This is a genomic window from Carnobacteriaceae bacterium zg-84 (genome assembly GCA_013874835.1).
Classification (GTDB): Bacteria; Bacillota; Bacilli; order Lactobacillales; family Aerococcaceae; genus WM01.
In genome coordinates this window covers 1,199,626-1,226,189 of sequence record CP059430.1, presented here as the reverse complement: position 1 = coordinate 1,226,189, position 26,564 = coordinate 1,199,626, and the positions used below count along the sequence as shown (strand labels likewise).

The 26,564-nt window shown below is 32.6% G+C and carries 27 protein-coding genes; 22 read left to right on the top strand and 5 right to left on the bottom strand.

The features are described 5' to 3' along the window. Positions 1 to 6 precede the first annotated feature (6 nt). The 4 genes from H1220_05785 to H1220_05770 form a co-directional block, all read right to left on the bottom strand. Positions 7 to 1,533, bottom strand: coding sequence for a hypothetical protein (locus tag H1220_05785; GenBank protein QMI85236.1), 1,527 nt, complete (start codon positions 1,531 to 1,533; stop codon positions 7 to 9). Between the two features lie 175 nt (positions 1,534 to 1,708). Next, on the bottom strand, positions 1,709 to 1,963 hold the full coding sequence (locus tag H1220_05780) for a 30S ribosomal protein S20 (GenBank protein ID QMI85235.1): 255 nt from the start codon (positions 1,961 to 1,963) through the stop codon (positions 1,709 to 1,711). 93 nt (positions 1,964 to 2,056) lie between these two features. Continuing rightward, positions 2,057 to 2,530 (bottom strand): hypothetical protein, encoded by a 474-nt coding sequence (locus H1220_05775; protein QMI85234.1) that lies wholly within the window; start codon positions 2,528 to 2,530, stop codon positions 2,057 to 2,059. A gap of 12 nt (positions 2,531 to 2,542) precedes the next feature. Then, entirely contained in the window at positions 2,543 to 2,917 is a 375-nt protein-coding gene (locus H1220_05770; protein ID QMI85233.1) for a helix-turn-helix domain-containing protein, read from the bottom strand. 141 nt (positions 2,918 to 3,058) lie between these two features. Between H1220_05770 and folD the strand changes: the two genes are divergently transcribed. The 20 genes from folD to H1220_05670 all read left to right on the top strand — a co-directional run bounded on the left by folD (position 3,059) and on the right by H1220_05670 (position 23,567). Further along, on the top strand, positions 3,059 to 3,925 hold the full coding sequence (gene folD / locus H1220_05765) for a bifunctional methylenetetrahydrofolate dehydrogenase/methenyltetrahydrofolate cyclohydrolase FolD (protein QMI85232.1): 867 nt from the start codon (positions 3,059 to 3,061) through the stop codon (positions 3,923 to 3,925). Then, positions 3,888 to 5,282 carry an exodeoxyribonuclease VII large subunit gene (locus tag H1220_05760; protein ID QMI85231.1) on the top strand — a complete coding sequence of 465 codons (1,395 nt, stop codon included), beginning with the start codon at positions 3,888 to 3,890 and terminating at the stop codon, positions 5,280 to 5,282. Before folD ends, H1220_05760 begins: the two co-directional genes overlap by 38 nt. 2 nt (positions 5,283 to 5,284) lie before the next feature. Continuing rightward, positions 5,285 to 5,506, top strand: a complete 222-nt coding sequence (locus tag H1220_05755) for an exodeoxyribonuclease VII small subunit (protein ID QMI85230.1) — start codon at positions 5,285 to 5,287, stop codon at positions 5,504 to 5,506. A gap of 5 nt (positions 5,507 to 5,511) precedes the next feature. Next, positions 5,512 to 6,384, top strand: coding sequence for a polyprenyl synthetase family protein (locus tag H1220_05750; GenBank protein QMI85229.1), 873 nt, complete (start codon positions 5,512 to 5,514; stop codon positions 6,382 to 6,384). A gap of 10 nt (positions 6,385 to 6,394) precedes the next feature. Then, a complete protein-coding gene (locus H1220_05745; GenBank protein QMI85228.1) occupies positions 6,395 to 7,213 on the top strand; it encodes a TlyA family RNA methyltransferase in 819 nt (272 codons plus the stop codon). A 12-nt stretch (positions 7,214 to 7,225) separates the two neighbouring features. Next, positions 7,226 to 8,896, top strand: a complete 1,671-nt coding sequence (recN, locus tag H1220_05740) for a DNA repair protein RecN (GenBank protein ID QMI85227.1) — start codon at positions 7,226 to 7,228, stop codon at positions 8,894 to 8,896. A gap of 163 nt (positions 8,897 to 9,059) precedes the next feature. After that, the gene (greA, locus tag H1220_05735; GenBank protein QMI85226.1) at positions 9,060 to 9,539 is read left to right on the top strand and encodes a transcription elongation factor GreA; all 480 of its coding nucleotides are present in this window, start codon (positions 9,060 to 9,062) and stop codon (positions 9,537 to 9,539) included. Positions 9,540 to 9,723: 184 nt separating this feature from the next. Beyond that, positions 9,724 to 10,575 carry a rod shape-determining protein MreC gene (gene mreC, locus H1220_05730; protein ID QMI85225.1) on the top strand — a complete coding sequence of 284 codons (852 nt, stop codon included), beginning with the start codon at positions 9,724 to 9,726 and terminating at the stop codon, positions 10,573 to 10,575. Continuing rightward, the gene (gene mreD / locus H1220_05725; protein QMI85224.1) at positions 10,572 to 11,102 is read left to right on the top strand and encodes a rod shape-determining protein MreD; all 531 of its coding nucleotides are present in this window, start codon (positions 10,572 to 10,574) and stop codon (positions 11,100 to 11,102) included. Before mreC ends, mreD begins: the two co-directional genes overlap by 4 nt. Positions 11,103 to 11,256: 154 nt before the next feature. Beyond that, the gene (mnmE, locus tag H1220_05720) at positions 11,257 to 12,636 is read left to right on the top strand and encodes a tRNA uridine-5-carboxymethylaminomethyl(34) synthesis GTPase MnmE (GenBank protein QMI85223.1); all 1,380 of its coding nucleotides are present in this window, start codon (positions 11,257 to 11,259) and stop codon (positions 12,634 to 12,636) included. 132 nt (positions 12,637 to 12,768) lie between these two features. Next, positions 12,769 to 14,658 carry a tRNA uridine-5-carboxymethylaminomethyl(34) synthesis enzyme MnmG gene (mnmG, locus tag H1220_05715; GenBank protein QMI85222.1) on the top strand — a complete coding sequence of 630 codons (1,890 nt, stop codon included), beginning with the start codon at positions 12,769 to 12,771 and terminating at the stop codon, positions 14,656 to 14,658. Positions 14,659 to 14,685: 27 nt separating this feature from the next. Then, positions 14,686 to 16,038, top strand: coding sequence for an aspartate kinase (locus H1220_05710; GenBank protein ID QMI85221.1), 1,353 nt, complete (start codon positions 14,686 to 14,688; stop codon positions 16,036 to 16,038). 84 nt (positions 16,039 to 16,122) lie between these two features. Then, positions 16,123 to 16,824 carry a response regulator transcription factor gene (locus tag H1220_05705; protein ID QMI85220.1) on the top strand — a complete coding sequence of 234 codons (702 nt, stop codon included), beginning with the start codon at positions 16,123 to 16,125 and terminating at the stop codon, positions 16,822 to 16,824. Further along, the gene (locus H1220_05700) at positions 16,821 to 18,350 is read left to right on the top strand and encodes a HAMP domain-containing histidine kinase (protein ID QMI85219.1); all 1,530 of its coding nucleotides are present in this window, start codon (positions 16,821 to 16,823) and stop codon (positions 18,348 to 18,350) included. The genes H1220_05705 and H1220_05700 overlap by 4 nt, the downstream gene beginning before the upstream one ends. Further along, the gene (locus H1220_05695; protein ID QMI85218.1) at positions 18,340 to 18,780 is read left to right on the top strand and encodes a DUF948 domain-containing protein; all 441 of its coding nucleotides are present in this window, start codon (positions 18,340 to 18,342) and stop codon (positions 18,778 to 18,780) included. Before H1220_05700 ends, H1220_05695 begins: the two co-directional genes overlap by 11 nt. A gap of 20 nt (positions 18,781 to 18,800) precedes the next feature. Continuing rightward, the gene (locus H1220_05690) at positions 18,801 to 19,151 is read left to right on the top strand and encodes a YtxH domain-containing protein (protein QMI85217.1); all 351 of its coding nucleotides are present in this window, start codon (positions 18,801 to 18,803) and stop codon (positions 19,149 to 19,151) included. A 285-nt stretch (positions 19,152 to 19,436) separates the two neighbouring features. After that, positions 19,437 to 20,309, top strand: coding sequence for a ribosome small subunit-dependent GTPase A (rsgA, locus tag H1220_05685; GenBank protein ID QMI86670.1), 873 nt, complete (start codon positions 19,437 to 19,439; stop codon positions 20,307 to 20,309). Positions 20,310 to 20,346: 37 nt separating this feature from the next. Beyond that, positions 20,347 to 20,994, top strand: coding sequence for a ribulose-phosphate 3-epimerase (locus H1220_05680; GenBank protein QMI85216.1), 648 nt, complete (start codon positions 20,347 to 20,349; stop codon positions 20,992 to 20,994). A gap of 1 nt (position 20,995) precedes the next feature. Beyond that, a complete protein-coding gene (locus tag H1220_05675; protein QMI85215.1) occupies positions 20,996 to 21,634 on the top strand; it encodes a thiamine diphosphokinase in 639 nt (212 codons plus the stop codon). 286 nt (positions 21,635 to 21,920) lie between these two features. Next, complete coding sequence (locus H1220_05670; GenBank protein ID QMI86669.1) at positions 21,921 to 23,567, top strand: ABC transporter ATP-binding protein; 1,647 nt, start codon at positions 21,921 to 21,923, stop codon at positions 23,565 to 23,567. Between the two features lie 143 nt (positions 23,568 to 23,710). Here H1220_05670 and H1220_05665 read toward each other — a convergent pair whose 3' ends face one another. Next, positions 23,711 to 24,817 (bottom strand): aminopeptidase P family protein, encoded by a 1,107-nt coding sequence (locus H1220_05665; protein QMI85214.1) that lies wholly within the window; start codon positions 24,815 to 24,817, stop codon positions 23,711 to 23,713. Positions 24,818 to 25,047: 230 nt separating this feature from the next. On the opposite strand from H1220_05665, the gene H1220_05660 reads away from it, so the two are divergent. Both H1220_05660 and H1220_05655 read left to right on the top strand, forming a co-directional pair. After that, positions 25,048 to 25,479 carry an Rrf2 family transcriptional regulator gene (locus H1220_05660; protein QMI85213.1) on the top strand — a complete coding sequence of 144 codons (432 nt, stop codon included), beginning with the start codon at positions 25,048 to 25,050 and terminating at the stop codon, positions 25,477 to 25,479. 83 nt (positions 25,480 to 25,562) lie between these two features. Continuing rightward, complete coding sequence (locus H1220_05655; GenBank protein QMI85212.1) at positions 25,563 to 26,561, top strand: NADP-dependent oxidoreductase; 999 nt, start codon at positions 25,563 to 25,565, stop codon at positions 26,559 to 26,561. Positions 26,562 to 26,564: the final 3 nt, after the last annotated feature.

Here is a 26,564-nt window from a genome sequence, read left to right as displayed (position 1 = left end):
TTCTATTTAATTAAAGATTTGAATAGCGTAATTTTGTCCATTTACAACGAATACAGCGATGCTGACACTTGTCCAATTAGGATTTAGCATATTTGCATTGTGATTGTATGAATGTTGCCACCAGCCCATTAAACCTTGAGCAGTTGGGTACTGCATCACTAAATTTTCTCCAATATTCGTAGTAGAAAATGCAGATGAATATGCTAATCCGTTTGGACGTGTATGGTAGTTTGTATCGCCTTTAATGGCGTTGTATGCAAATTCTCTTGCACGTAGTAATGTACCTTCGGATAAATGAGTGTTAATGCTTAGTGGTTTACGTCCTTGTTTTTCACGATGTTGATTTAATAAAGTGATGAGTTCTTGTGTTAAGTTTGAATCGTAATAACCTGTCACAGTGCCTGTTTTTCCTTTACCTAAATCAATGGTATATGTTTTTGGAGACGATAAATCACTTGTAGGGTTTACCGTTGGTGTTGTGTGAATAGGTGTCACAACCGGTGATGTATCTGGCGTATGGCTTGTCGGTTCAGTATTTGGTTTTGGCTGAACTGGTTCTTCAGCAGGTTTATTTGGAGTTGTCTCCGTATTATTTTCAACTGGTTGAGTGGATACATCTTCTTTGTCCGTCGGTTTATTTGTATCTACGTCTGGAGTTGTATTTGTATCGCGATTATTTGCTGGTGTATTTGGTTGAACAACACCAATTGTATTATTTTCAGAGTTGTTTGGTTTATTTGTTTCAGTGTTTGGTTGAGTTGCCTCTTTATCCGTATTGGCAGGTTCATCTGGTTTCATAGATCCTGTACTAATAGTTACTGGAGCAACAGGTGGTGCTATCTCATTTGATGTTGCGTGATTAGAGATAGTTTCATCTTTTTTATTAGAATTTTCGCTTTCTACTATTTCATTAGAAGTCGTGTTTTCTGTTGGTTCATTAGAATTGCTAGAATTGCTGTTTTCTGCTTCTGTCTCCGTATTTGTTACTTTACTGTCTTGTTCTTCTGTTTTTAGTTTATCTTCGTTAGTAGCAGATGGGTTTGGTGTCACTGGCTCATTTACAGTTGATGATAAAGTATTGTCTGTCATATGTGTATTTGTACTTTCTAATACCTCATTATTTTCTAGAACCTCATATCTAATAGACACTAAAACATTTATATGATTGATTTTTCCTTCAAAAATCAATGTTTCTTTGACACTACTTGTTTTTGGTAACATAGTCATGGATTCTTTTGGTGTCAATGTAATTTTAAAACGTTGTGTTTCATTTGCATCTAATTTATTTAATTTGATTGTTTGTGTTTCATAATCACTTGATGATACAGATACAGCAATATTTTCTAAATTTTGAGTTGCAGATAGAACTAAAAATGTTTGATTGTTTTCAGTTTCTAATTTTGCGTGTAAATTTTTATTTGAATGTTCAAAAGTCATCGCTTCTGCAAAAGCTGCTGTACTTTGTGGATGATGTGTTAACAGTAATGTACTAAAGAGTACACCACCTACTAGCTTCGAGAATTTCTTGTTCATATTCTAAGCACCTCTTCATGTAATAATACCGTATAGTCTATGGCATACTATATTATAAAAAAAGAATATGTTGAATGCGTGACAGTAATATATCAGTTTCTTTACAAAATAAAAATCTAGAGAGGGGTTCTCTAGATACAAAAAAATAAAGCACTGTAGAGTGCTTTATTGATGATTATTTAGCTAATTTTTTTGCTAAACGTGATTTATCGCGATTAGCTTTGTTTTTGTGGATCAAACCTTTTGTTGCAGCTTCGTCAATTGCTTTTTGAGCAACTTTTAATAATTCAGCAGCATTTTCAGCACCTTCAGCAGCAGCAGTTTCAAATTTTTTGATTGCTGTACGCATTGCGCTCTTTTGTGTGTTGTTTAAGAAATTAGCTTTTTCAGCAGTACGAACACGTTTGATTGCAGATTCAATATTTGGCATTGTAGTCACCTCTTTCAAAAATTCTAATTCTGGTATCTATATACCAACTATCCCATTATACAAAAATAGAAACTTTATTGCAATAAATATTTGTTAATTTCCAGGATATGTTGTTAGTATATCACTTAATTTTTCAAAGCTTAATCCTTTTGAGATTTTAAACTTACCAGTTTGAATGATTGTTGATAAGTTTTTTTCATATAAATATTTGATAAAGTCATCAGCATTATCAATTAGTCCTGCTTTTTTCAAATTTTCAGCGATATCATGTGATGTATCGTCTTCTTTTACAATAAACTCAACATCGCTACCTGATGTTGCAGCAGATGTAGACGTAGATGAAGATGTTGTCGTTGTTGTCGATACTTGACTTTGTTGCGTTGTCGAAGATGATGTTGTAGATGTCATCTGACTTGATGTTGACATTGTCGCAGTTGTCGTCATTTGGCTTGTTCCAACTGGGGTAGGTTTAGTTGAAGCTGTTAGCATACCTGCATATTGTAAACCGAATAATAATAAACCGGACAATAGAAAGCCAATTCCTAAAAAACGAAATGCTTGTTTCATTGTTGACCTCCTTTATTTCGTTGATTCATCAATATAGCGGTCAATTAAAATTTGTACTGTTTCAACAGGAATATTTGCAAAAATAGAAATATCTTCTGGTGAACGACCTTCTGAATAAAGATGAATAATATTTTCTTTTGTTAATTCACTTAGATTACGCAACTCACCTGTAAAAGATAAAGGTTGAGATAGTGAAAATCCTGTAAATGTTTCTAAAGAACTGATACGTTCTCTTAGTTTATATAACTCTTGAGATTGTTCAAAAGAGTAGTCTTTTAATTCGTTTATTTCTCGTTTGTATGAGTTTTTTGTAAATAAGGATAGAAATAAAAAGAATGCTGATAATCCGAATAATATGAGAATAACCATATTGATATCAAATGTCATTGTGACACCTCCATAAAATAATATATCTCTATTTTAAAGCAAAAGTGAATGTTTTTCAATATTTAGCTTTTTTTAAGAGATGAAAACAAGTATCTGATATGTTAAAATGTTGTATATCAATAATTGGAAGTAGGAGAAAAGATGGTTGCAATTAAGATGGATGGAAAATCCTTGGCAGAAAAAATGCAAATGAATTTAAAAGAAAGAGTCGCACAGTTTAAAGAAGAAAAGGGTGTTGTGCCAGAATTAGTTGTCCTTCTTGTTGGGGAAAATGAAGCAAGTAAATTATATGTTAGAAATAAAGAAGCAGCTGTAAATAAAGTTGGTATGAAATCGGTGATTGAACATCTTCCAATAGATATTACAGAAGAAGCATTATTAGAAAAAATTGATTTTTATAATCACAAAGAAGAATGTCATGGCATTCTTGTTCAATTACCATTGCCAGCCCATTTAGATGAACAAAAAATGTTAAGAGCAATTGATTATCATAAAGATGTCGACGGTTTTCATCCAATGAATGTTGGTAATTTCTTTTTGGGAAATAAAACGACGTTACCATGTACACCTTATGGTATTATGACTTTACTAAAAGAATATAATATTGATTTTGATGGAAAATTAGCTGTTGTTGTTGGGCGTAGTAATATTGTTGGAAAACCGATGACACAAATGCTTTTAAATGAACATGCAACTGTTACAACAGCACATTCACGTACACCAAATTTACAAGAGTTGACCAAACAAGCGGACATACTTGTCGTTGCTGTGGGGCAGCCTCATTTCATTACGAAAGATTTTGTCAAAGAAGGTGCAATCGTTGTTGATGTTGGAACGAATCGTAATGATATGGGTAAATTGATTGGAGATGTTAGTGAAGAAGTTAGTGAGATTGCTTCGTATATAACACCAGTACCAGGTGGTGTTGGGCCAATGACGGTTACAATGCTTTTAGAACAAACATTTGACCATGCTGTTGAAAATACGAAAAACAATAATAGAAAGTAGTGATACAGTGTCAGAAGAAAAATACTTAACGGTCACAGCTTTAACCAAATATTTAAAAAGAAAATTTGATGTTGATCCACATTTATCAAAAGTACATTTAGTTGCAGAAGTGTCAAATTTCCGTTTAAGACCGACACACCAATATTTTAGTTTAAAAGATGACGGTGCTAAAATTAAAGCCATTTGTTTTCAAAATGTTTTTAAAAAAGCAGGGTTTATGTTAGAAGAAGGGATGAAAGTACTTGTTATAGGGCGTATTAGTTTATATGAAAGTACAGGAGAATATCAAATTTATATTGAACATTTGGAAATGGCGGGTGCGGGTGCACTTTTTCAAGCATATAAACAATTAAAAGAAAAGTTAACAAAAGAAGGATTGTTTTCTGCACCTAAAAAAGCCATTCCTAGATTCCCTAAACGAATTGCTATTGTAACTAGTCAAAGTGGCGCAGTGATTCACGATATACAACAAACAATTTTAAGACGGTATCCGATTGTTGCGTTAGATGTGTATCCAACGGTTGTTCAAGGAAAAGAGTCAGCGAGTAGTATTGTAAATAGTTTACGACGTATTATGATGTCTACATATACATACGACACGGTCATTATTGCACGAGGTGGTGGCTCTATTGAAGATTTATGGTCATTCAATGAAGAAGAAGTAGTACGTGCCATTTATGAATGTTCCATTCCCGTTATTTCATCTGTTGGGCATGAAACGGATACAACGCTAACAGACTATGTAGCAGATTTGCGTGTGCCAACACCAACTGCTGCGGCAGAATGTGCTGTTCCAGTACTAAGAGATGTCTTGTATACATTGGATACATGGTTTCATCGACTAACACTTGCGATGAATAATGAGTTAGATAGTTTAAAGAAAAAATTATATCAATTAGACCAGTCTTATGTGTTTACACAACCGGAACGTTTGTACGATAGTTATGTACAAAAATTAGACTACATGCATCAAACACTCAGCAATCGTATGACACAATTACTGCTACAAAAAAAAGGGCAATTTGATAAGCTTGATTGGCAGTTTGAACATGTTAGTCCCACGTATAAAATAGACGAATATAAACAAACAGTAGATGCATTGCGTACACAGTTGCTTCAATATTATAAGCAGATAAATCAAGAAAAAGAAAAGAAAGCGGATTTGTTAATACAAAAATTAGATTTATTAAGTCCATTAAAAAGTATGTCTAGAGGTTATAGTTATGTGACCAAAGAAAATAAGGTAGTATCCAGTGTGCACGATTTAAAAGTAGATGAACACATTACGATTACATTAGTCGACGGGCAAGCGAATGCAGTTATTCAGTCTGTTGAAGAAATAGAAAGAAGAGGTTAAAAATGGCTAAAGGAAAGAGTTTTGAAGAAGCGTTAAAAGAATTAGAAGTCATTGTACAACAATTAGAAAGAGCAGATGTCCCTTTAGAAGAGGCATTAAAACAATTTCAAAAAGGTATTGAATTAAGTCAATATTGCAAACAAACATTAGAAAATGCAGAAAAAACAGTCACAAAACTAGTTCTTGAAAATGGAGAAGAAACTATTTTGGATACGAATGGATAATATTTATGAATATACACACATTTAAAACAACAATAACAGATTTTGAACAATATTTAGAAAATTCTCTTACAACTATAAATGATATTCGTTTAAAAGAGGCAATGCACTATTCATTAACAAATGGTGGGAAAAGAGTACGTCCAATGCTTTTACTAGCTACTATACAAGCATTAGGAAAAGATGTATCAAAAGGCTATCCTATAGCACTTGCATTAGAGTATATACATACTTATTCTTTAATTCATGATGATTTGCCGGCAATGGATAATGATGATTATAGACGTGGAAAGTTAACTAACCACAAACAATTTGACGAGGCAACTGCCATTCTTGCTGGCGATGCATTCAATACAAAAGCATTTGAATTGATTTGTCAAAGTGATGTCCCTGATATTCAAAAAGTTCTTTTAGTATCACAATTAGCTATTTGTGCGGGACCAAATGGTATGATTGGTGGTCAAATGGGCGATATTCAAGCCGAGAATCAACACGTTTCTTTAGATACGCTAAAATCTATTCATGCTCGCAAAACAGGCGATTTGATTCGATATGCTACTTTTGCTGGTGCGGTATTATCAAATGCTTGTGAAAAAGTACAAGTATTATTAGAGGCGTTTTCTCGTTCTTTCGGGCTAGCTTTTCAAATACACAATGATTTAAAAGATGTAGAGTGCTCTTTTGATATAGAGGGAAAAATTCAAGGGAAAGATGCTATATTGCAAAAAAGTACGTATACGTCTTTATTAGGCATTAGTGGTGCAAGAGAAAGTTTATTTCAAGAAATTAGCCGTGCAGAAAAAGCAATAGATAATTTGAAAAAAGTATATCCGACTTTGGATAGTGAATTATTACTGGATTTTTTAAATTATGTGAAATAATGGGAGATATATGGAAAAAGAAAGAGCAGATTTACTAGTCGTCCAGCAAGGTTTAACGGATACTCGAGAAAAAGCCAAACGAATGATTATGGCTGGACAGATTTATGATGAAAATAATGAACGAATTGATAAAGCTGGAGAAAAACTATCGATAACAAAACAACTTCATATTAAAGGAGAAACACTGAAGTATGTCAGTCGAGGTGGATTGAAATTAGAAAAAGCAATCGAGTTATTTCATCTTGACTTAACCGGTAAGCGTGTGTTAGATATTGGTGCGTCAACAGGTGGTTTTACGGATGTGTCTTTACAAAATGGAGCAGCGTTATGCTATGCTCTAGATGTAGGATACAATCAGTTGCATTGGAAATTACGACAAGATGAGCGTGTAGATGTTATGGAACGTGTGAATTTTCGATATGCTCAATTAGGTGATTTTAAGAGAGGGCAACCTAATTTTGCAACAATTGATGTATCGTTTATTTCTTTAAGATTGATTTTACCTACTTTAGCCAATATATTAGAAAAGAATAGTTATGTTGTTGTATTGATTAAACCTCAATTTGAAGCAGGTAGAGAAAAAGTAGGGAAAAAAGGTATTGTTAAAGATACACATGTTCATGAAGAAGTGATACATGATATTTTACATTTTGCCACGAGCATTGGATATGATGTAATTGGTTTAACATTTTCGCCAATAACAGGTGGTTCGGGTAATATTGAATTTTTAGCATGTTTAAAATTGACGCATGATCTAAACAAAAATGATGTGTGTGTGGATATACATGATATTGTCATGCAAGCTGCAGAAACATTAGTGAAAAAGTAAGGAGGTGACGTGATGTTACAAACATTGTCTATTCAAAATTTTGCGATTATTGAGGCATTAACAGTTGATTTTTCTTCTGGTATGACGGTATTGACTGGAGAAACTGGAGCAGGGAAATCCATTATTATTGATGCGGTGTCATTGATTGTTGGAGCAAGAGGTTCAAGTGAGTACATTCGCTTCGGGCAAGATAAAGCTATTCTTCAAGGTTTATTTGATATTGATAATTTGATTGAAACACAAAAAATGCTTGAAAAGCATCATATTCCTTATGAGGATAATCAGTTAATGGTTTATCGAGAATTACATAAAACGGGTAAGAATACGATTCGTATCAATGGTATTTTGGTGACAGTATCAATTTTAAAAGAAATAGGTTCTTCTTTAATTGATATTCATGGTCAACATGAGCATCAACATTTAATGGACGATACGCAACATTTGTTCATGTTAGATGTGTTTGGAGGGCAAGAGATATCCAAGGAAATGGATCGTTATCGTCAACTATATCAAGCGTATACGTCATCAAGAAAAACATTGAAAGAATTGATGGTATCGGATAAGCAAGACACAAACAGAATTTCTTTATTGGAATCCCAGATTAAAAAGATTGAAAAAGTAAATCCAAAAGAGCATGAAGATGTACAAGTGGAACAAACGTTAAAACAGATACAAGAAGATGTGACAAGACTAAGAGCATTGACAAATGTCGATATGCTTTTGTCAGATGATAATATTAGTGTGAAAGAATTATTGTCTAAAGCTATATCTGAATTGTCCCTTTTAGGAGATGCGTATCATCATGTTGATACTGTATTAAATGATGTCTATGAACAAGTACAAACAGTATCTAAAGATATTGCTAAAGCATTGGAAATAATTGAATACGATGAAGAAACGGTAAAAGCTTTTGATGACCGTTTAAATGAATTGGATCAGTTAAAACAATCTTTTGGTAAGCAGACGATTGATGAGGTGCGTGCTTATTATGATGCTATTAAATTGGAACTAGATACATTATTAAATAAAGACAGTTATTTGCAAAAAGCACAACAAACCTTTTTAAAAGATAGAGAGTTATTACTTGAAAGTGCTACAGTATTATCAACATTAAGAAAAGAAAAAGCAATGATTTTAGAACAAAGTATTCATACACAATTGTCTGATTTATATATGGATAAAGTGATGTTTAAAGTACATTTTAAAGAACATCAAGATAAAGTGAAATTTAAGGCCAATGGTATTGATGATATTGAATTTTTAATTGCGACAAATATTGGTGAGCCTTTAAAACCTTTAGCTAAAGTAGCTAGTGGCGGGGAGTTATCACGTATGATGCTTGCTTTAAAAACAATTTTCACAAAAACACAAGGTATTTCAACCGTCATTTTCGATGAGATTGATACAGGAGTAAGTGGACGTGTTTCTCAAGCGATTGCAAATAAAATGTCTTTGATTGCTCATGATACACAAGTATTATGTATTTCACATTTACCTCAAGTAGCAGCAATTGCTGATCATCATTTAGTTGTGAAAAAAGAAATTGTTGAGGATAGAACAAAAACATATGTATCACTATTAACAATAGAGGAAAGAATAGTTGAAATTGCACGTATGATAGCTGGTGATGATATTACAGATACTGCATTATTACACGCTAAAGACTTATTGCATAAAAAGTAAATAACACTATCAATAATGTACAAACATACGAAAATTTTTAGTGATAATTTATAAGTTTTTGATATAAGCAATATATTTTTTAATTTTGAATTGATTTTCTAATCAGTTCATGGTATCTTATTGCTACTACTTTGAATTATGAATGAAAGGTTGTGTAAACAACATGGAAGAAAAAACATATCCAATGACGCTTGAGGGGAAACAAAAATTAGAAGCTGAATTGGAAGAGTTAAAATTAGTGAAAAGACCAGAAATTATTGATCGTATAAAAGTAGCTCGTAGTTATGGTGATTTATCTGAGAACTCTGAATATGATTCAGCAAAAGATGAACAAGCATTTGTAGAAGGTCGTATTACAACGATTGAAAAAATGTTACGTTTCTCAGAAATTATTGATGATCATAATATTGCTAAAGATGAAGTATCTTTAGGACGTACAGTCACTTTTATTGAGTTACCAGACGGGGAAGAAGAAACATATACGATTGTAGGTGGAGCAGAAGCAAGTCCGTTAGAAGGTAAAATTTCTAATGATTCTCCAATTGCTCGTGCGTTGATTGGTAAAAAATTAAATGATGAAGTAGCTATCGACACTCCTGGGGGTGTGATGAAAGTTAAAATCATCAAAATTGAATTAGCATAAATGTTTTAGAAAAATAATGGGAACTATTCGGTAAAAACAAAAAATAATGTTTGTTTTTTTCTCGAATAGTTTTTTTGTTTTTTTCGTTTATAAAAAATTTTCAAAAAATAGTAAATTTGTAATGAAAAAATTTGTATGTGGTGGTATGATTGTATCATGTGAAAGACGACAAGGAGGAAAAAGATTGAATAAATTTTTTAATAATAGAAAGTTACTTTTTTTTGTCGTCACAATGGTAGTGTTTATTGCTTTAGCAGTACTATCTACATTTAATGGAGGTCAAAATACGATTTTGTCAACAGGGAATGAATCTATTAGTTTAGTTAATCGTATTTTTGGTAAACCTGTTGAATGGGTAAATGGACTCGGAGAGTCTATTTCTCGATTATTCAGTACTTATGAAGAGAATAAAGTATTGAAATCTCATATTGATCACTTATTTGAATTACAATCTAAAAATGAAACATTAGAAAAAGAAAATGAACAACTAAAAAAAGCACTTGAATTAAAAGGGAATTTATCAGATTACACAACTGTTGTGAGTGCTGTTATTGCACGAACACCAGATATGTGGAATGAACAATTAATTATTGACAAAGGAACAGATGCACAATTACAGGTTGGTATGCTTGTTATGGGAAATAATGGATTAATTGGTCGTATTATTTCTGTAAATGCGACGAGTGCAAAAGTCGGATTATTAACAAGTGTACAATCTACCAATATTTCTGTTTCTGCAATGATACAAATTGGAGATAAAACAGAATATGGTGTCATTAACAAATATGATAGTAAGTCAAAAATGTATGTGATGTCTAATGTACGTTTAGACGCAGATATAAAAGAAGGGCAAAATGTGATGACATCAGGTATGAACGGTGTAGGCCCTAGCTCTTTAGCGATTGGAAAAGTTTCTTCGGTAGCAGTCGATAATACGGGATTATTTAAAGAAGTCATGGTGACACCAACGAGTGATCATTATGATATTAAATATGTCACTGTCATTAAACGTGGAAGTGAGAGTGTTAGCCAATGAAACGTTATATCGTAGATTATCTCTTTATTCCGATTTTGTTATTGGCAGCTATTATTTTTGACGGTGTAATATCTGTATATACAAAAAATATGTTTTTTACACCTGATTTTATTATGGTGACACAACTCTTTTTAACCATGCTTATCATGATAAATTTTTGGATACCAAGAAGTCATGGTGTTTTATTAGCTATTGTATTTGGTTTGATTTATGATGCGTATTATGCTTCAGTATTGTCTTTTTATACAGTCACATTTGTGGCTATTCTGTATATGATTAAACAGATTGAGCCAAAATTAGAAAAAACCTTTTTAACATTAGTTTTAGTTGTTGCTTTTAGTAATTTTTTGTGTAATCTATTACAGTTTTTTGTTGCTTTAGCGATAGGGAGTGTAGATATGAGTTTTTTCGGCTATCTTGTGAACAAAGTAATCCCAACAATGCTTTTAAATATCATTTATTTATTTATAGTATATAAACCGCTTAAAGCAGTATTTGTTTTTTTCAATCGTATTGAAGATATTTAGTGCTAAAAGATATGAATTTGTTATGAATGACTTGCATTTTTACAATGTTTTGTTATGATATAACTGTTAATATGAAGAGCAGTGAAAGTGCATCTTCGTCTTAGTTTTACTAGGCGTCGTTTGCACTTTTATTTTATATAGAAAAGGTGAAAACATGTTTGAATTTGATACAATTGCAGCAATTTCAACAGCATTAGGTGAGGGAGCTATTGGTATTGTGCGTCTATCGGGAGAAAAGGCTATTGATATTGCGAATACATTATTTAAAGAAAAAGATTTAACAAAAGTACCGTCACATACCATTCATTATGGACATATTCAACATCCAACGTCATTACAACAGATTGATGAAGTTATGGTTAGTGTGATGAAAGCACCAAAGACGTTTACAAAAGAGGATGTTGTTGAAATAAATTGCCACGGTGGGATTGTTGTTGTCAACAAAGTGTTACAAACGGTTTTGGAGCAAGGTGCGAGATTAGCAGAACCAGGCGAATTTACAAAACGTGCTTTTTTAAATGGGCGAATCGATTTATCTCAAGCTGAAGCGGTTATGGATTTAATTCGTGCAAAAACAGATACATCTATGTCTGTCGCATTAAAACAAGTAGACGGTCATTTATCATCATTGATTCGCCAGTTACGTCAAGACATTTTAAATACATTGGCGCAAGTTGAAGTGAATATTGATTATCCCGAATATGACGAAGTTGAAGAAATGACTCTGGCACTATTAAAAGAAAAATCAATAGATGTCAAAGAAAAATTAGAGTATCTATTACAGACAGCACAGCAAGGTAAAATTTTGCGTGACGGTTTACAAACAGCAATTATTGGGCGTCCAAATGTTGGGAAATCAAGTTTATTAAATCGCTTATTAAGAGAAGATAAGGCGATTGTAACAGATATTGCTGGTACAACAAGAGATACGATTGAAGAATATGTAAATGTGCGAGGTGTTCCACTAAAATTAGTTGATACAGCAGGTATTCGTGATACGGATGATGTGGTCGAACAAATTGGTGTGAAACGTAGTAAGAAAGCTATTCTTGATGCCGATTTTATTATATTGATTTTAAATCAATCTGAACAATTATCAGATGAAGATAAATCATTATTAGAGATGACAAAAGGTATGAAACGTTTAATTTTACTAAACAAAATAGATTTGCCTAGTCAGTTATATATGGAGGAGTTATTGCCATATACTGATATGGATAATGTGATTCCTTTATCCGTATTAAATAATCAAGGTATTGATAAATTAGAAGAAAAAATTGCAGAGTGGTTTTTTGCTGGACAAGTAAATGATAAAGATGCGACGTATGTATCGAATGTGCGACATATTACGCTCATTCAACAAGCCATTGAAAAATTGAAAGATGTTTTACAAGCTATTGATTTAGAAGTGCCAGTCGATTTAATTCAAATTGATTTTACAAGAGCTTGGGAACTGTTAGGTGAAATTACAGGAGATACGGTTCAAGATGAATTATTGACAGAGCTATTTAGTCAATTTTGTTTAGGAAAATAAAATTAATCAGCTTTAAAGTTTGTGTTAAGTAAGCAATAAGAGTATATATAACAAAGAAAAAATAGTATGCGTTCAAATGATTTGAAATGAATACGAAAAGAATAAAAAATCAATAGAGTTAAGGAGATATATATGGTTGAAATGTATGAAGCAGGACATTATGATGTCATTATTGTTGGAGCAGGACATGCCGGTTCGGAGGCAGCTCTTGCCTCAGCACGTATGGGACAAGACACATTATTATTAACAATCAATTTAGATATGGTTGCGTTTATGCCGTGCAATCCTTCCATTGGAGGACCAGCAAAAGGTGTTGTGGTACGTGAGATTGATGCTCTTGGTGGAGAAATGGGAAAAAATATTGATAAAACGTATATTCAGATGCGTTTATTAAATACTGGTAAAGGGCCTGCGGTACAAGCATTACGTGCTCAAGCTGATAAACATTTATATGCACAAGAAATGAAACATACCATTGAAAAACAAGAACATTTAACGCTACGTCAAGGCACAGTAGAACGTTTGATTGTTGAAAATAATACATGTTGTGGTGTCATGACACATACAGGTGCTGTATACCGTGCAAAAGCTGTTGTGTTAACAGCAGGAACAAGTTCACGTGGGAAAATTATAATTGGAGAAGTTGTTTATTCGTCTGGTCCAAATAATTCACAGCCGTCTATTAAATTATCAGAGCATTTAGAGGAATTAGGTTTTGAATTAGCAAGGTTTAAAACTGGAACGCCAGCACGTGTTTTATCTTCAACGATTGATTATACAAAAACAGAAATTCAACCGGGTGATGATACGCCAAATCATTTTAGTTTTGAAACAAAAGATAGTGAGTATCGTTACGATCAAATTCCTTGTTGGTTAACGTATACGAATGAAAAAACACATGAGATTATTCGTGGCAATTTACATCGTGCACCGATGTTTACAGGTATTGTAGAAGGTGTTGGTGCGAGATATTGTCCGTCCATTGAAGATAAAATTGTTCGTTTTAGTGATAAACCTCGTCATCAACTATTTTTAGAACCAGAAGGAGAACATACAGAAGAGGTATACGTACAAGGTTTGTCATCTTCTTTGCCTGAAGAGGTACAAGAAGATATGTTGCATTCTATTGAGGGATTGGAACATGCGAAAATGATGCGTACAGGATATGCGATTGAGTACGATGTGATTAAACCACATCAACTTCGTCCGTCTTTAGAAACAAAGTTAATTAAGCATTTATTTACAGCAGGACAAATGAACGGGACATCTGGATATGAGGAAGCAGCAGGTCAAGGGTTGATTGCTGGTATCAATGCTGCTCTTAGCGTACAAGGAAAAGAGCCCCTTGTTTTAAAACGTAGTGATGCATATATTGGTGTGATGATTGATGATTTGGTGACAAAAGGAACGATTGAGCCGTATCGTTTATTAACATCACGTGCGGAATATCGCTTGTTATTACGTCACGATAATGCCGATTTACGTTTAACGGATATTGGACATCAAATTGGATTAGTCACAGATACACGTTATCAAGCCTTTTTACACAAAAAAGAATCTGTTAAAGAAGAGATTGAACGTTTAAGAACGACACGTTTGAAACCAACAGAGGCACTACAAACCTTTTTACAAGAAAAACAATCTGCAGAGTTAAAAGACGGTGTATTAGCATCAGATTTATTAAAACGCCCTGAATTAACTTATTCAGATATTTTACAGTTTGCACCGTTGGAAAATACATTGCCACGAGATATTCACGAACAAGTGCAACTTCAAATAAAATATGAAGGATATATTGCTAAAGCGATTGAGAAAGTAGAACGATTGAAAAAAATGGAAGAGAAAAAAATTCCAGCATTTATTGATTATGATACAATCAATGGTCTAGCAACAGAAGCAAGACAACGTTTGAAACTCATTCAACCAGAAACATTAGGGCAAGCTAGCCGTATTAGTGGTGTAAATCCAGCGGATATTTCTATTTTAACGATTTATATGACACAAGGTCAAAAACAAGTTTAAACATCAGCATATTATGGAGGAAATAAAATGAAAGTTGTTAAATTTGGTGGGAGTTCATTAGCCTCGGCAGAACAAATAAAAAAAGTATTTCAAATTATAAAATCTGATGCAGATCGCCGTTTAGTTGTTGTATCTGCACCTGGAAAAAGATTTAAAGATGATGAGAAAGTAACGGATATGCTCATTGCATTAGGAGAACAAGCATTAAATAATCAAGATTATTCCGCACAGTTTCAACATGTATTAGAACGTTATGCACAAATGGTTACTGATTTACAAATAGAAGAACCTGTTTTAGAGGATATAAAAGAAAATTTACATACTTTAATAACAAGTGATATGTCACAACCATCGTATTTTATGGACGCTTTAAAAGCAAGCGGAGAAGATAATAATGCAAAGCTCATTGCTGCCTATTTTAGAAAAGAGGGTTTACCTGCTGTTTATGTCAATCCAAAAGATGCAGGATTATTCGTGAGTGACGAACCAGGAAATGCCAATGTATTACCTATTTCGTATGAAAATTTAAAAAAATTAAGAAATTATAAAGAAATCGTTGTTTTTCCAGGCTTTTTTGGGTATACACTAGATGGAAAACTGGTGACATTCTCAAGAGGTGGCTCAGATATTACAGGAGCGATTGTTGCCAAAGGGGTACGTGCTTTATTATATGAAAACTTTACAGATGTTGACGGTATTTGTGTAGCTAATCCAAATATTGTAAAAAATGCTATTCAATTAGAACATTTAACATATCGTGAAATGCGTGAATTGTCTTATGCTGGTTTTAGTGTAGTGCATGATGAAGCTTTACAACCTGCCTTTTCAGAGGGGATTCCAGTTCGTGTAAAGAATACGAATAATCCAACAGCAGCGGGAACATTAATCACGAAAAGTGTTCCAAAATCAGTGCATACAGTATCTGGTATTGCAAGTATGCCTAGCTTTACAACAGTCTATATTGAAAAATATTTGATGAATAGAGAAGTTGGTTTTTGGAGTAGAGCATTAAAAATTTGTGATGAATTAGATATTAGTTATGAGTATATGCCATCAGGAATTGACGATATTACCATTTTAATTCGTGATAATCAATTATCTCCTGAGAAAAGTGCTATTTTATTACAACGATTAAAATATGAATTAAATGCTGATGAAGTTCGCTTCAAAGATCCAATTTGTTTAGTTATGATTGTAGGGGAAGGAATGGTTGAATCAGTAGGGACGCTTGCACGTGCGGCAAACGCTTTTGCCAATGCAAATGTCAACGTTCAAATGGTTAACCAAGGGTCATCAGAAGTAAGTATTATTTTTGGTATTGCACCCCAAGACGAACATAGAGCGGTTCGTGCACTATATAAAGAGTTTTTTGAACAATAAAAAGTAATTTTAATGGTAAATTTATCCGTTTTAATGTATGATATTATTAAGTAATATCGAACTTTTTATGAAAGGAAGAAAAGCATGGAACACACAGATAAAAAGCGTGTCTTGATTATTGAAGATGAAAAGAATTTAGCACGTTTTGTAGAGTTAGAATTAAAACATGAGGGGTACGAAACGGAAATCTATCATGACGGACGCAGCGGTTTAGACGCAGCATTAAATAAAGAGTGGGATGTTATTTTATTAGATTTAATGTTACCTGAATTGAATGGGTTAGAAGTTTGTCGTCGTATACGACCAACGAAAGAAACGCCTATTATCATTATGACAGCGAGAGATTCTGTTTTAGATAGAGTATCTGGATTAGATCAAGGGGCAGATGATTATATCGTAAAACCTTTTGCCATAGAAGAATTATTGGCACGTTTACGCTCTCTATTTAGACGTATTGATTTAGCAGATGATGCTAAAAATCAAAAACAAACGGTTGTAACGTATAAAGATTTAATGATTGAAAAAGAAAATCGTATTGTAAAACGTGACGGTGAAGTGATTGATTTAACAAAACGTGAATATGAATTGTTGTTAACCTTAATGGAAAATATCAATGTTGTCTTATCTCGTGATGTGCTATTAGAACGTGTTTGGGGATATAAACCAGAAGTTGAAACAAATGTTGTAGATGTATATGTTCGTTATTTGAGAAATAAAATTGATAGACCTAATCAAAAAAGTTATGTGCAAACTGTACGTGGTACAGGATATGTTATGAGGTCATGATAAAAAAGTTATTTTCCAATAACTTGTCATTACGTTGGAAATGGGCAGGTATGTTAAGTATTATTTTTTCTTTATTATACTTATCTATTTCTTATGTCATGGTTCTCTTTTTAAAGGATCAGGTTTTTTCATCAGAGATAAATTTAATTACGCAATATTCTCAAACAATGGTCCGTATTTTATCTCAATCATCTGAACCTTTAAACGAACAAAATCTTCATGATTTCTTTACAACATCTACACGTCAAACAGAATTTTCAACGACGGCTGCTATACCTTATCATTTTACAAATGATAATATTGAAGTGAGAATTTTTAATACGGAAAATAGACTAATTTATGAAAGTTTGCCTTTTCCTAAAATAGTATTTAGTCCAAAAAATGATGAATTATCTGTTATAAAAAATAATAAAAAAGACGTTGTTATTACAACCCATGCCATTATTGATGAAAAAACGCAAGAATCAAAAGGATATATGCAACTGATATTTGGATTGAATCACTATTATCAACATGTTAACAATATTTATAAAACATATGGTTTTATTACTTTGATTGCGATTGTTATTTGTATGATTGCAGGAAATATTGTTGCTTATATTTTCTTTAAACCAATTAAGCACATGACAGATATTATGGCAGAGTTAAAAGAAGATGCACTTTCTGATAAACGTATGGATTTATCAAGAAGAAAAAGCGATGAGCTAACAGATCTATCCATTGGTTTTAATGATTTATTGGATACAATGGCTATGTATATCACACATCAAAAAAGATTTGTGGAGGACGTTTCTCATGAATTAAGAACGCCGGTTGCCATTGTTGAAGGGCATTTGCAATTATTAAATCGTTGGGGAAAAGATGATCCTAAAGTTTTAGAAGAATCATTGACAGCTTCTTTATCAGAGATAGGAAGAATGAAAACATTAGTACAAGAAATGTTAGATTTATCTCGAGCTGAACAAGTTGGTATTCACTACAAAAATGAAATGACAGAAGTCGTTGGTTTAGTCAACCAAGTTCATCATAATTTTGAGCTTATTCATCCGAAATTTAAGTTTCAACTTGAGAATGATTATCCTAAAGATGAAACAGAAATTTGGGTATCTATTTCTCGTCATCACTTAGAACAAGTTTTGATTATTTTATTGGATAATGCTGTGAAATATTCAACGGATATTCCTCAAATACATTTGTCTTTATCTAAAACATTGAATAATGTACAAATTTCTGTTCAAGATTTTGGAGAAGGTATTTCTGAAAAAGACATGAAGGAAGTATTTGCGAGATTTTACAGAGTTGATAAAGCTAGATCTCGTCATAAAGGCGGAAATGGTTTAGGCTTATCCATTGCAAAAGAATTGATTGAAGGGTACAAAGGAAGTATTAGTGTTGAAAGTGTTGTAGGTAGTGGTTCTACTTTTAGAATTGAGTTACCAGTGATTACTGATTTATCACGTATCATTCAAGAAAAGAGAAAAAGAAAACAGAAAAACATAGAACAAGGAGAACATTATGGGCTTTAATAATATTTTATTATCTTTGTTGTTAGTTGCTTGCATTGTGTTAGTGATTGTATTAGTATTATTTATACAACGATTGATGGGTGTTGTTAAAACAACAAATCAATTATTGAATGAAGTAAAAAATAGTCTTGATATTGTCACAAAAGATGTTGATAGTTTATCAATCGAAGTTGAAGGCTTATTAAATAAAGCGAATTATTTAGTCAATGACATCAATGGTAAATTAGAACAAACAGATCCTGTTTTTAAAGCATTGGGTGAATTAGGTGTATCTGTTTCAAATGTGAATACATCTGCGAACAATTTATCAAAATCATTTGTTTTAAGAAAAAAACAAGCAAGTAAGTCTGTTGTGAAAATGGGAAGTGCAGTCAGCAAAATTTTCAAATCGACAACAAAGAAAAAACCAACAACAATCAAAAAATTTTAATGAGATAAGGAGAGAATAACATGAAATTAAAATATGTATTTACAACTGTTTTAGCAGCGGCAACAGGAGCTGTTGTAGCATTATTATACGCACCTAAAAAAGGTGAAGAATTACGTGAAGATATTGCTGATAAAGCAGAAGATTTAAAAGCTGTTGCTTTAGATTATGTTGAACTAGCAAGCATTAAAGGTCAAGAATTAAAAGAAGCGGCTTTACAATCAACAGAAGAATTACGTGGCACATTAAAAGAAAATGTTGAAGGTTTGAAATCTCAACTATCATTTAAAGCAGAAAAAGTAAAAGATACAGCTGAAGAAGTTGTAGAAGATGTAAAAGAATCTGTTGAAGACATTAAAGAAGACGTTGAATAGTCATACGAGAAGCACCTTAGGGTGCTTTTTGTGTTTTTATGGTACTTCGTAAAACCGTGTTGGTGGCTGAAAGCCACCAACACGGTTTGGTATAAAGACAAGTATAGTCGATCGTTCGTATTGTTCTGTTAATATGGTATAATCAATATAAGATTAAATGTATATTCAAAAATACTAATAGATGAGTGAAGATTATCTTATCATATTTTTTAAATAGAAAATGATTTATCTGTTCCGAGTAGGTACTTTATGATAGAATTGTAGTAAATAAATGAGGTGATAGGCATAAAAGGACAAATTATTAAAGCGTTAAGTGGTTTTTATTATGTGGAAGCTAATCAAAAAGTGTATCAAACACGAGGGAGAGGAAATTTCCGTGCAAGCAATCAAAAACCTTTGGTTGGAGATTTTGTTGAGTTTGAAAGTACTAATGACAAAGAAGGTGTATTATTAAAGCTATTTCCAAGAAAAAATGAACTCGTTCGACCGCCTATTTGCAATGTGGATAAAGGCATTATCGTGATGTCGGCTATTGAACCGGATTTTTCTAGTTTTTTATTAGATCGGTTTATTGTGACATTGGAACAGCTGATGATACAACCTGTTATTTATGTAAGCAAATGTGATTTAATAGAAGATAGGACGTCTATACATCAAATGTGTCAGTATTATGAGCAATTAGGATATACAGTCTTTTATTCACACCAAGAAAATGTATTATCAACATTAAAAAATGTTTTACAAGGTAAGCTTTCGGTTTTAATGGGACAATCGGGAGCAGGTAAATCAACACTTTTAAATGAGCTATTACCTGAATTAGATTTGAAAACAGGAGATATTTCAACACATTTGGGACGTGGTCGTCATACAACAAGGCATGTAGAAGTACATGATGTGGAGGGGTGCTTTATCGCAGACACACCCGGGTTTAGTGCCATTGATTTTTTTGATATGTCATTACAAGAACTAGAACAATGTTTTGTTGACTTTTTTACATTTAAGCAGGACTGTCAATTCCGTGGTTGTTTACACACGCACGAACCGCATTGTGCTGTGAAGAAACAACTCGATACGAATGTAGGTTTAAATCAACGTTATCAGCATTATGTACAATTTCATGATGAAATAAAAAACAAAAAAATAATTTATAAAAAATAGTTAAAAAGAATAAACTAAAAAGAAATGAGGAATATAGATGCAAGTAGCACCGTCTATTTTAAGTGCAGATTTTGCCAATTTAGAAAGAGATGTTAAATTAGTTGAACACTATGGAGTTGATTTGATTCATATTGATGCAATGGACGGACATTTTGTACCTAATTTAACATTAGGACCAAATATTGTTGAAGCACTTCGCAAAGTTACCAATTTACCATTGGATTGTCATTTAATGATTTCAAATCCTGATCAGTATATTGACGCTTTTGCTAAAGCGGGTGCGGATATTATTTCCGTTCATTATGAAGCGTGTACACATTTACACCGTGTTTTACAACAAATTAAACAGGCTGGTGTAAAATCTGGAGTTGTTATCAATCCTGCGACACCAGTAAGTGCAATTGAACCTATTTTAGCAGATGTAGATTTAGTGCTTGTCATGACAGTAAATCCCGGTTTTGGTGGTCAGGCGTTTATCACGTCAACATTAGATAAAATTAGACAATTAGATACATTGCGTAAAGAAAGAAAGTATACCTATGTCATTGAGGTAGACGGAGGTATCAATGATAAAACTGCTCAATTATGTCACGAAGCAGGTGTGGATATTGTTGTCGCAGGCTCTTATATTTACAATGCACCAAATATAGAGCAAGCTATTTTAAGTTTGAAAGCCGTGCAGTAATATGGGTAAAAAAATTGTTTTTTGTGCTGGAGCACCAGACCCTGATTTAGCATATTTAAAAACAATCTCGTATGATATGTTAATTGGTGTTGATGCTGGTGCCAAACGCTTAGTAGATGCTGGGTATGTGCTGGACTGGGCTATTGGAGATTTTGATTCGGTTGAGAAACCGGATAGTAAAGAGAGTATTGTGTTGCCTTGTGAAAAGGATGATACTGATTTGCAGTATGCTCTTATGCATGTGTTAAGCCAAGAAAATGACGATGATATTGAAGAAATTATCATTTTGGGTTCTTTAAGTGGTGGACGTATTGACCACTTGATTTGTAATCTGTGGTTTGTGTACCAATCACGTTTTCAAAAGTGGTTGACAAAATTTCGTTTGATTGAAAAGGGCAATACGATACGTTTTTATGAACCGGGAGAGTATACGTTAACACACGACAAAACGAAAAAATATTTGTCCTTTATTGGTATGACCCCCTTAAAAGCATTGAGTTTAATTAATGCGAAATATCCTTTGAACAAAGCCAATTATGAGTATCCTGTTTCTTTAATCAGCAATGAGTTTTTAACAGACACGATGACGTTTTCTTTTGAAAAAGGTTTAATGTGTGTGATGCAAACAGCTGATAAATAAGCTCTATATTGATGGAGAATTTTAAATATTTGCCAATATATATAATATTGTTTAAAAGGATTTTTATTTCAATTATTTGAGGAGAAGGAACAAGCAATTAAAAAATTTCAGTTTTATATGAATTATCAGTCGGTATTTGTTGTATCTATTGATAAAATTTATTAGGAGAATTTAGCTTCTGTTTGTATACTTTATTACTTGTTTTTTTAATAGGACCTATTAATTGTAAGATATTGAAAGGAGTTACTATATGAAAAAAAATAAATTGTGGGTGTGGACACATAAAATGTCTCTCGGAGTTATTTTGGTTATTGCATCATCTTTAACAAATTTAATCATTCCTCTTTTTTTAAGAAAAGTGGTTGATTCAGATACTTCTTTGGATATAAATAGTTTAGGTATTCTCATAGGTATGTTACTACTTCAAGCATTAATTTTGTCATTTGGTAATTACGTATTTGCTGTGGCAGGTGAGAATCAAGTTGCTTCACTTAGAAAGCATTTAATCAGTCAATTTTATAGTAAGAAAATGAGTTTTTTTCATTATCGAAAAAGTGGAGAGTTAGCTTCTAGAATTGTGAATGATACACTTGTTATTAGAGATTTTTTGATAAAAAGTATACCACAATTAGTGGCAAGTATTATCATTCTAATTGGAACAGTGAGTGTATTATTGTATTTGGATTGGAAACTTTCTCTCGTTTTGATTATTACATTACCTATTATGGCGTTGTTGATTATACCAATTTCTAATATTAGTGAAAAAGCAAATAAATCACTTCAAGAAGAAACAAGTTTACTAAGTGGGAATATTGCTGAATCTTTTCAGGAGATAGAAATGATTAAAGCAAATGTTGCAGAGAAAAGTATCGCAACTAAACAAGAAAAAAGAGTAGATTCTATCCGAAAACACGCTTTAAAAACAGATTTAGTACTATCGTTTGAATCACCATTTGCACTACTTTTTATTTTTGGTGTTATAGCTATTGTATTTTTATATGGTGGTCAGAGAGTAGCGTTAGGAGATTTAAGTGTTGGTACATTAGTTTCCTTTATTATTTATTTGTTGCAACTTTTAAATCCAATAGGTACATTATCGTCTGTTTCTGCAGAATTTGCGAAACAAAAGGGTGCTACAACAGAAATAATGAATTTATTAGAAATACCTAGTGAGGAGTATGAAGGAACAGAAATTTCTATGAATGTTGAAACCATTCAATTTAAAGATGTATCGTTTAGTTATTCTTCTGATAAGCCTGTATTAGATAAAGTGAATCTAATCATTAAACCTTATCAAAAAATTGCGATTGTTGGTCCGTCTGGTGCTGGTAAATCAACTATTATCAATCTCCTTTTAAGATTTTATGATATTACAGGAGGAAGTATTGAAATCGGTGAAAAAGATATTTATCAATATGATTTACGAAATTGGCGACAATTATTTGCTTTAGTGGCACAATCCAATGCTGTTCTTTCTGGTACCATTCGTGAAAATCTTTGCTTTGGGATAGACAAACTAGTGACAGACAAAGACTTAGACGAAGCATTGTCCATGGTATCTCTTACAGATGAAATAAAACAATTATCCGAAGGGTTGAATAGTCAAGTTGGAGAAAATGGCAAATTACTTTCTGGAGGACAAAAGCAAAGATTGCAAATAGCAAGAGCTTATTTGAAAGATTCTCCTTATATTCTGTTTGATGAAGCAACAGCAAATTTAGATGCTGATGCAGAGTATAAAATCAATCAAAGTTTAAAGAAATTAAAAGAGTATCGTACGATTGTTGTCATAGCTCATAGATTATCAACAGTTGTAGATGCCGACCAAATTTATTTCTTAGAAAATAATTGTGTTACTGGACAAGGTAGACATGAAGAACTTTTACAAACACATGAAACATACGCACGTTTTGTGTCTGAACAAATGATATAAAAGTATTGAAAAATACGAATTGACCTAAAATAAAAAGAGCCGAATTTATTTCAAAAAACTTTCTTCATTTAATGTTAAAAATATTTAGAATGATAAAACAGAGATAATCGAACTGGTAAGCATGTCGATTATCTCTGTTTTCATTAAATATAATCTTTCCAATTTAGAGAGTACGGGCTAAAAGTAAAGGATTGTGCACCTGTTGGTGTTAGGTAGAAGCAGTCTTCAATACGAACACCGATTTTTCCAGGAATATAAATACCTGGTTCAATAGAGAAGCACATATTTTCTTGAAGTACAAAATCATTGCCAGAGGCAATAGACGGAAATTCATGAACGGTTTGTCCAATACCATGGCCTAGGCGATGTGTGAAATAATCGCCATATCCGTATTTTGTAATAATATTTCTGGCAATAGCATCTAATTCGCTAGCAGTCATACCAATTTTTGCCATATCTCTTGCTGTGTGATGTGCTTCAAGAACAATGTTATAAATTTTTTCTTGTTCACTGGATAGGTTATCACCAAAGAATAGTGTACGTGTCATGTCGCTAGCGTACCCTTGGTGCATTGTACCTAAGTCAACGAGTACAAATTCATTAAAATGAATTTTATTTAAGCCTGGGTTACCATGTGGATTTGCTGCGTTTGCTTGAGAAAGTACCATTGTGTCGAAACTCATTTTGGATACGTTTTGTTTTTTTAGTTGGTATTCAATTTCTGCAATAACAGCACTTTCTGTAATGCCTTCTTGTAATGTTTGAGCGGCAATTTTAGTAGCTAAGTCGGCTGTTTTTCCTGCTTCTTTTAATAAAGTGATTTCTTCTGGTGTTTTGATTAGTTTTAATTGTTCAATCGTACTTGAAACATCGTGCGTAAATTGAATGGTTGGTAAGATACGTGTTAAATGTTCTAATGTTTGCATTGTGACAAAGTTTTTCTCAATAGATACTTTTTTTGCTTGAGAAATATATGGGCGTAATGTTTGTGCCAATTTTTCCCAAACATTTTCACTGTCAAAGTGGGGTAAAAATTGTAATCCTGTTGTACTTTCTTTAGCTAATTCATAATCTAAAGCAGGTAAGACTAGTAATGGTTTATCATTTGGTACAAGGATAAGCATAAACACTCGTTCGTGTGGTTCGCTATGAAATCCTGTTAAATAACCAATAGTACTTGGATTTTGTATAAAGCATAAATCAACTTGTTGATGTGCTAAAGTTTGTTGTAATGTGTGTAAAGTAGACATTATGTTTTGTCCTTTCTAGTTCATTTGTTATAAATTATATTAGCACATATTTTGTTTATCGCAACTATTTAAAATAAAGACGGGATATATTGTCTTATTTTCTTAGAAAGATGATAGATATTTATAAAAAGTCATTTTTATTTTATTTTTGTTATCAAAAAAGCTTGTCAAAAAAATATTTTTATGTTAAAGTTGTTCTTGTATCAGATACAACTACGAAAGGAGCCGTTATGGATACAAAATTTTCTGTTGCTCTTCATATTTTGACGATGATTAGCGAAAGTAAGGAAGTATTAAGTTCTCAGTCATTGGCAATAAGTGTGGGAACAAATGCAAGTTATATTCGTAAGGTGATTGCACTATTGAAAAATGCAGGTCTTTTAACATCTCGACAAGGAAAATCAGGCTATGAACTTAGTAAGACTGCCAAAGAAATTTCTTTATTAGAAATTTATTATGCAACACAAGAAGTTAACACTATTAGTCTTTTTCAAATTCACCAACATGCCAATAGGGAATGTATTGTTGGAAAACATATTGAAAAAGCTATGTTTCCTATTTTTTCAGATGCTGAACGTCTATTAGAAAACCAGCTATCAAAACAAACATTAGATGATGTCATTCATAATCTTTATCAAGAAGTAGGACAAAATCGTATCTGACTAATATAATAGTCAGATTTTATTAAACATAAAGATAGACTTGAATCAGATACAAGTACACAAAAAGAAAGAGAGAATACAAAATGAAAGTAGCACAACATACAACTTATCATAAAGAAAATATTACCTTAACTTTAACAGAAATGGATATACCTGAAATTAAACCGCATCAAGTGTTAGTGAAAGTCGTTTCAGCTGGTGTAAATCCTGTTGACAATATGATTTCTCGTGGTGAAGTAAAGATGATTGTTCCATATAAATTACCACAAACGGCAGGTAATGAAGTAGTCGGTTTTGTTGAAAAAATAGGATCAAATGTCAAAACATTTCATGTAGGAGATCGTGTTTTTGCTCGTTTACCATTAAATAGCATTGGAGCCTTTGCAGAATTTGTTGCTGTTGATGCATCAGCATTAGCCAAAGTCCCTGAATATTTAACAGATATTGAGGCAGCGGCTATTCCTCTTACAGCATTAACTATTATGCAGTCTTTGGCATTGATGGATGCAAAAGCGGGAAAAACTATTTTCATCTCTGGAGGCACAGGCGGCGTTGGAGGCATGGCAATTCCTATTGCAAAAGCTAAAGGTCTAACCGTTATTACGAATGGAGATGGTGTCAATGAAGACCGTGTGTTAGCTTTAGGTGCTGACCGTTTTATTGACTACAAAAAAGAAGATTATACAAATTTATTAAAGGAAGTTGATTATGTTTTAGATACCCTTGGTGGAGAAGAAACAGAGAAACAAATGTCTATTATGAAAAAAGGTGGACATCTCGTTTCTTTACGTGCCATGCCAAATGGTGATTTTGCCAAACGAATGCATTTACCAAAGTGGAAACAATTTTTATTTGGATTGGCAGGCCGCAAATTTGATAAAATGGCAAGTCAATATGGTGTACACTATCATTTTATTTTTGTAGAAAGTAATGGAGAACAATTACAAGAAGTTGCTGATATTTTTAGTGAACGTATGATTAAACCGTCTATTGATACAGTTTATCCATTTGAACAAGTGAATGAAGCTTTAGATAAAGTAGCGAATGGACGTTCTAAAGGTAAGACAGTATTAACATTTTAGAGT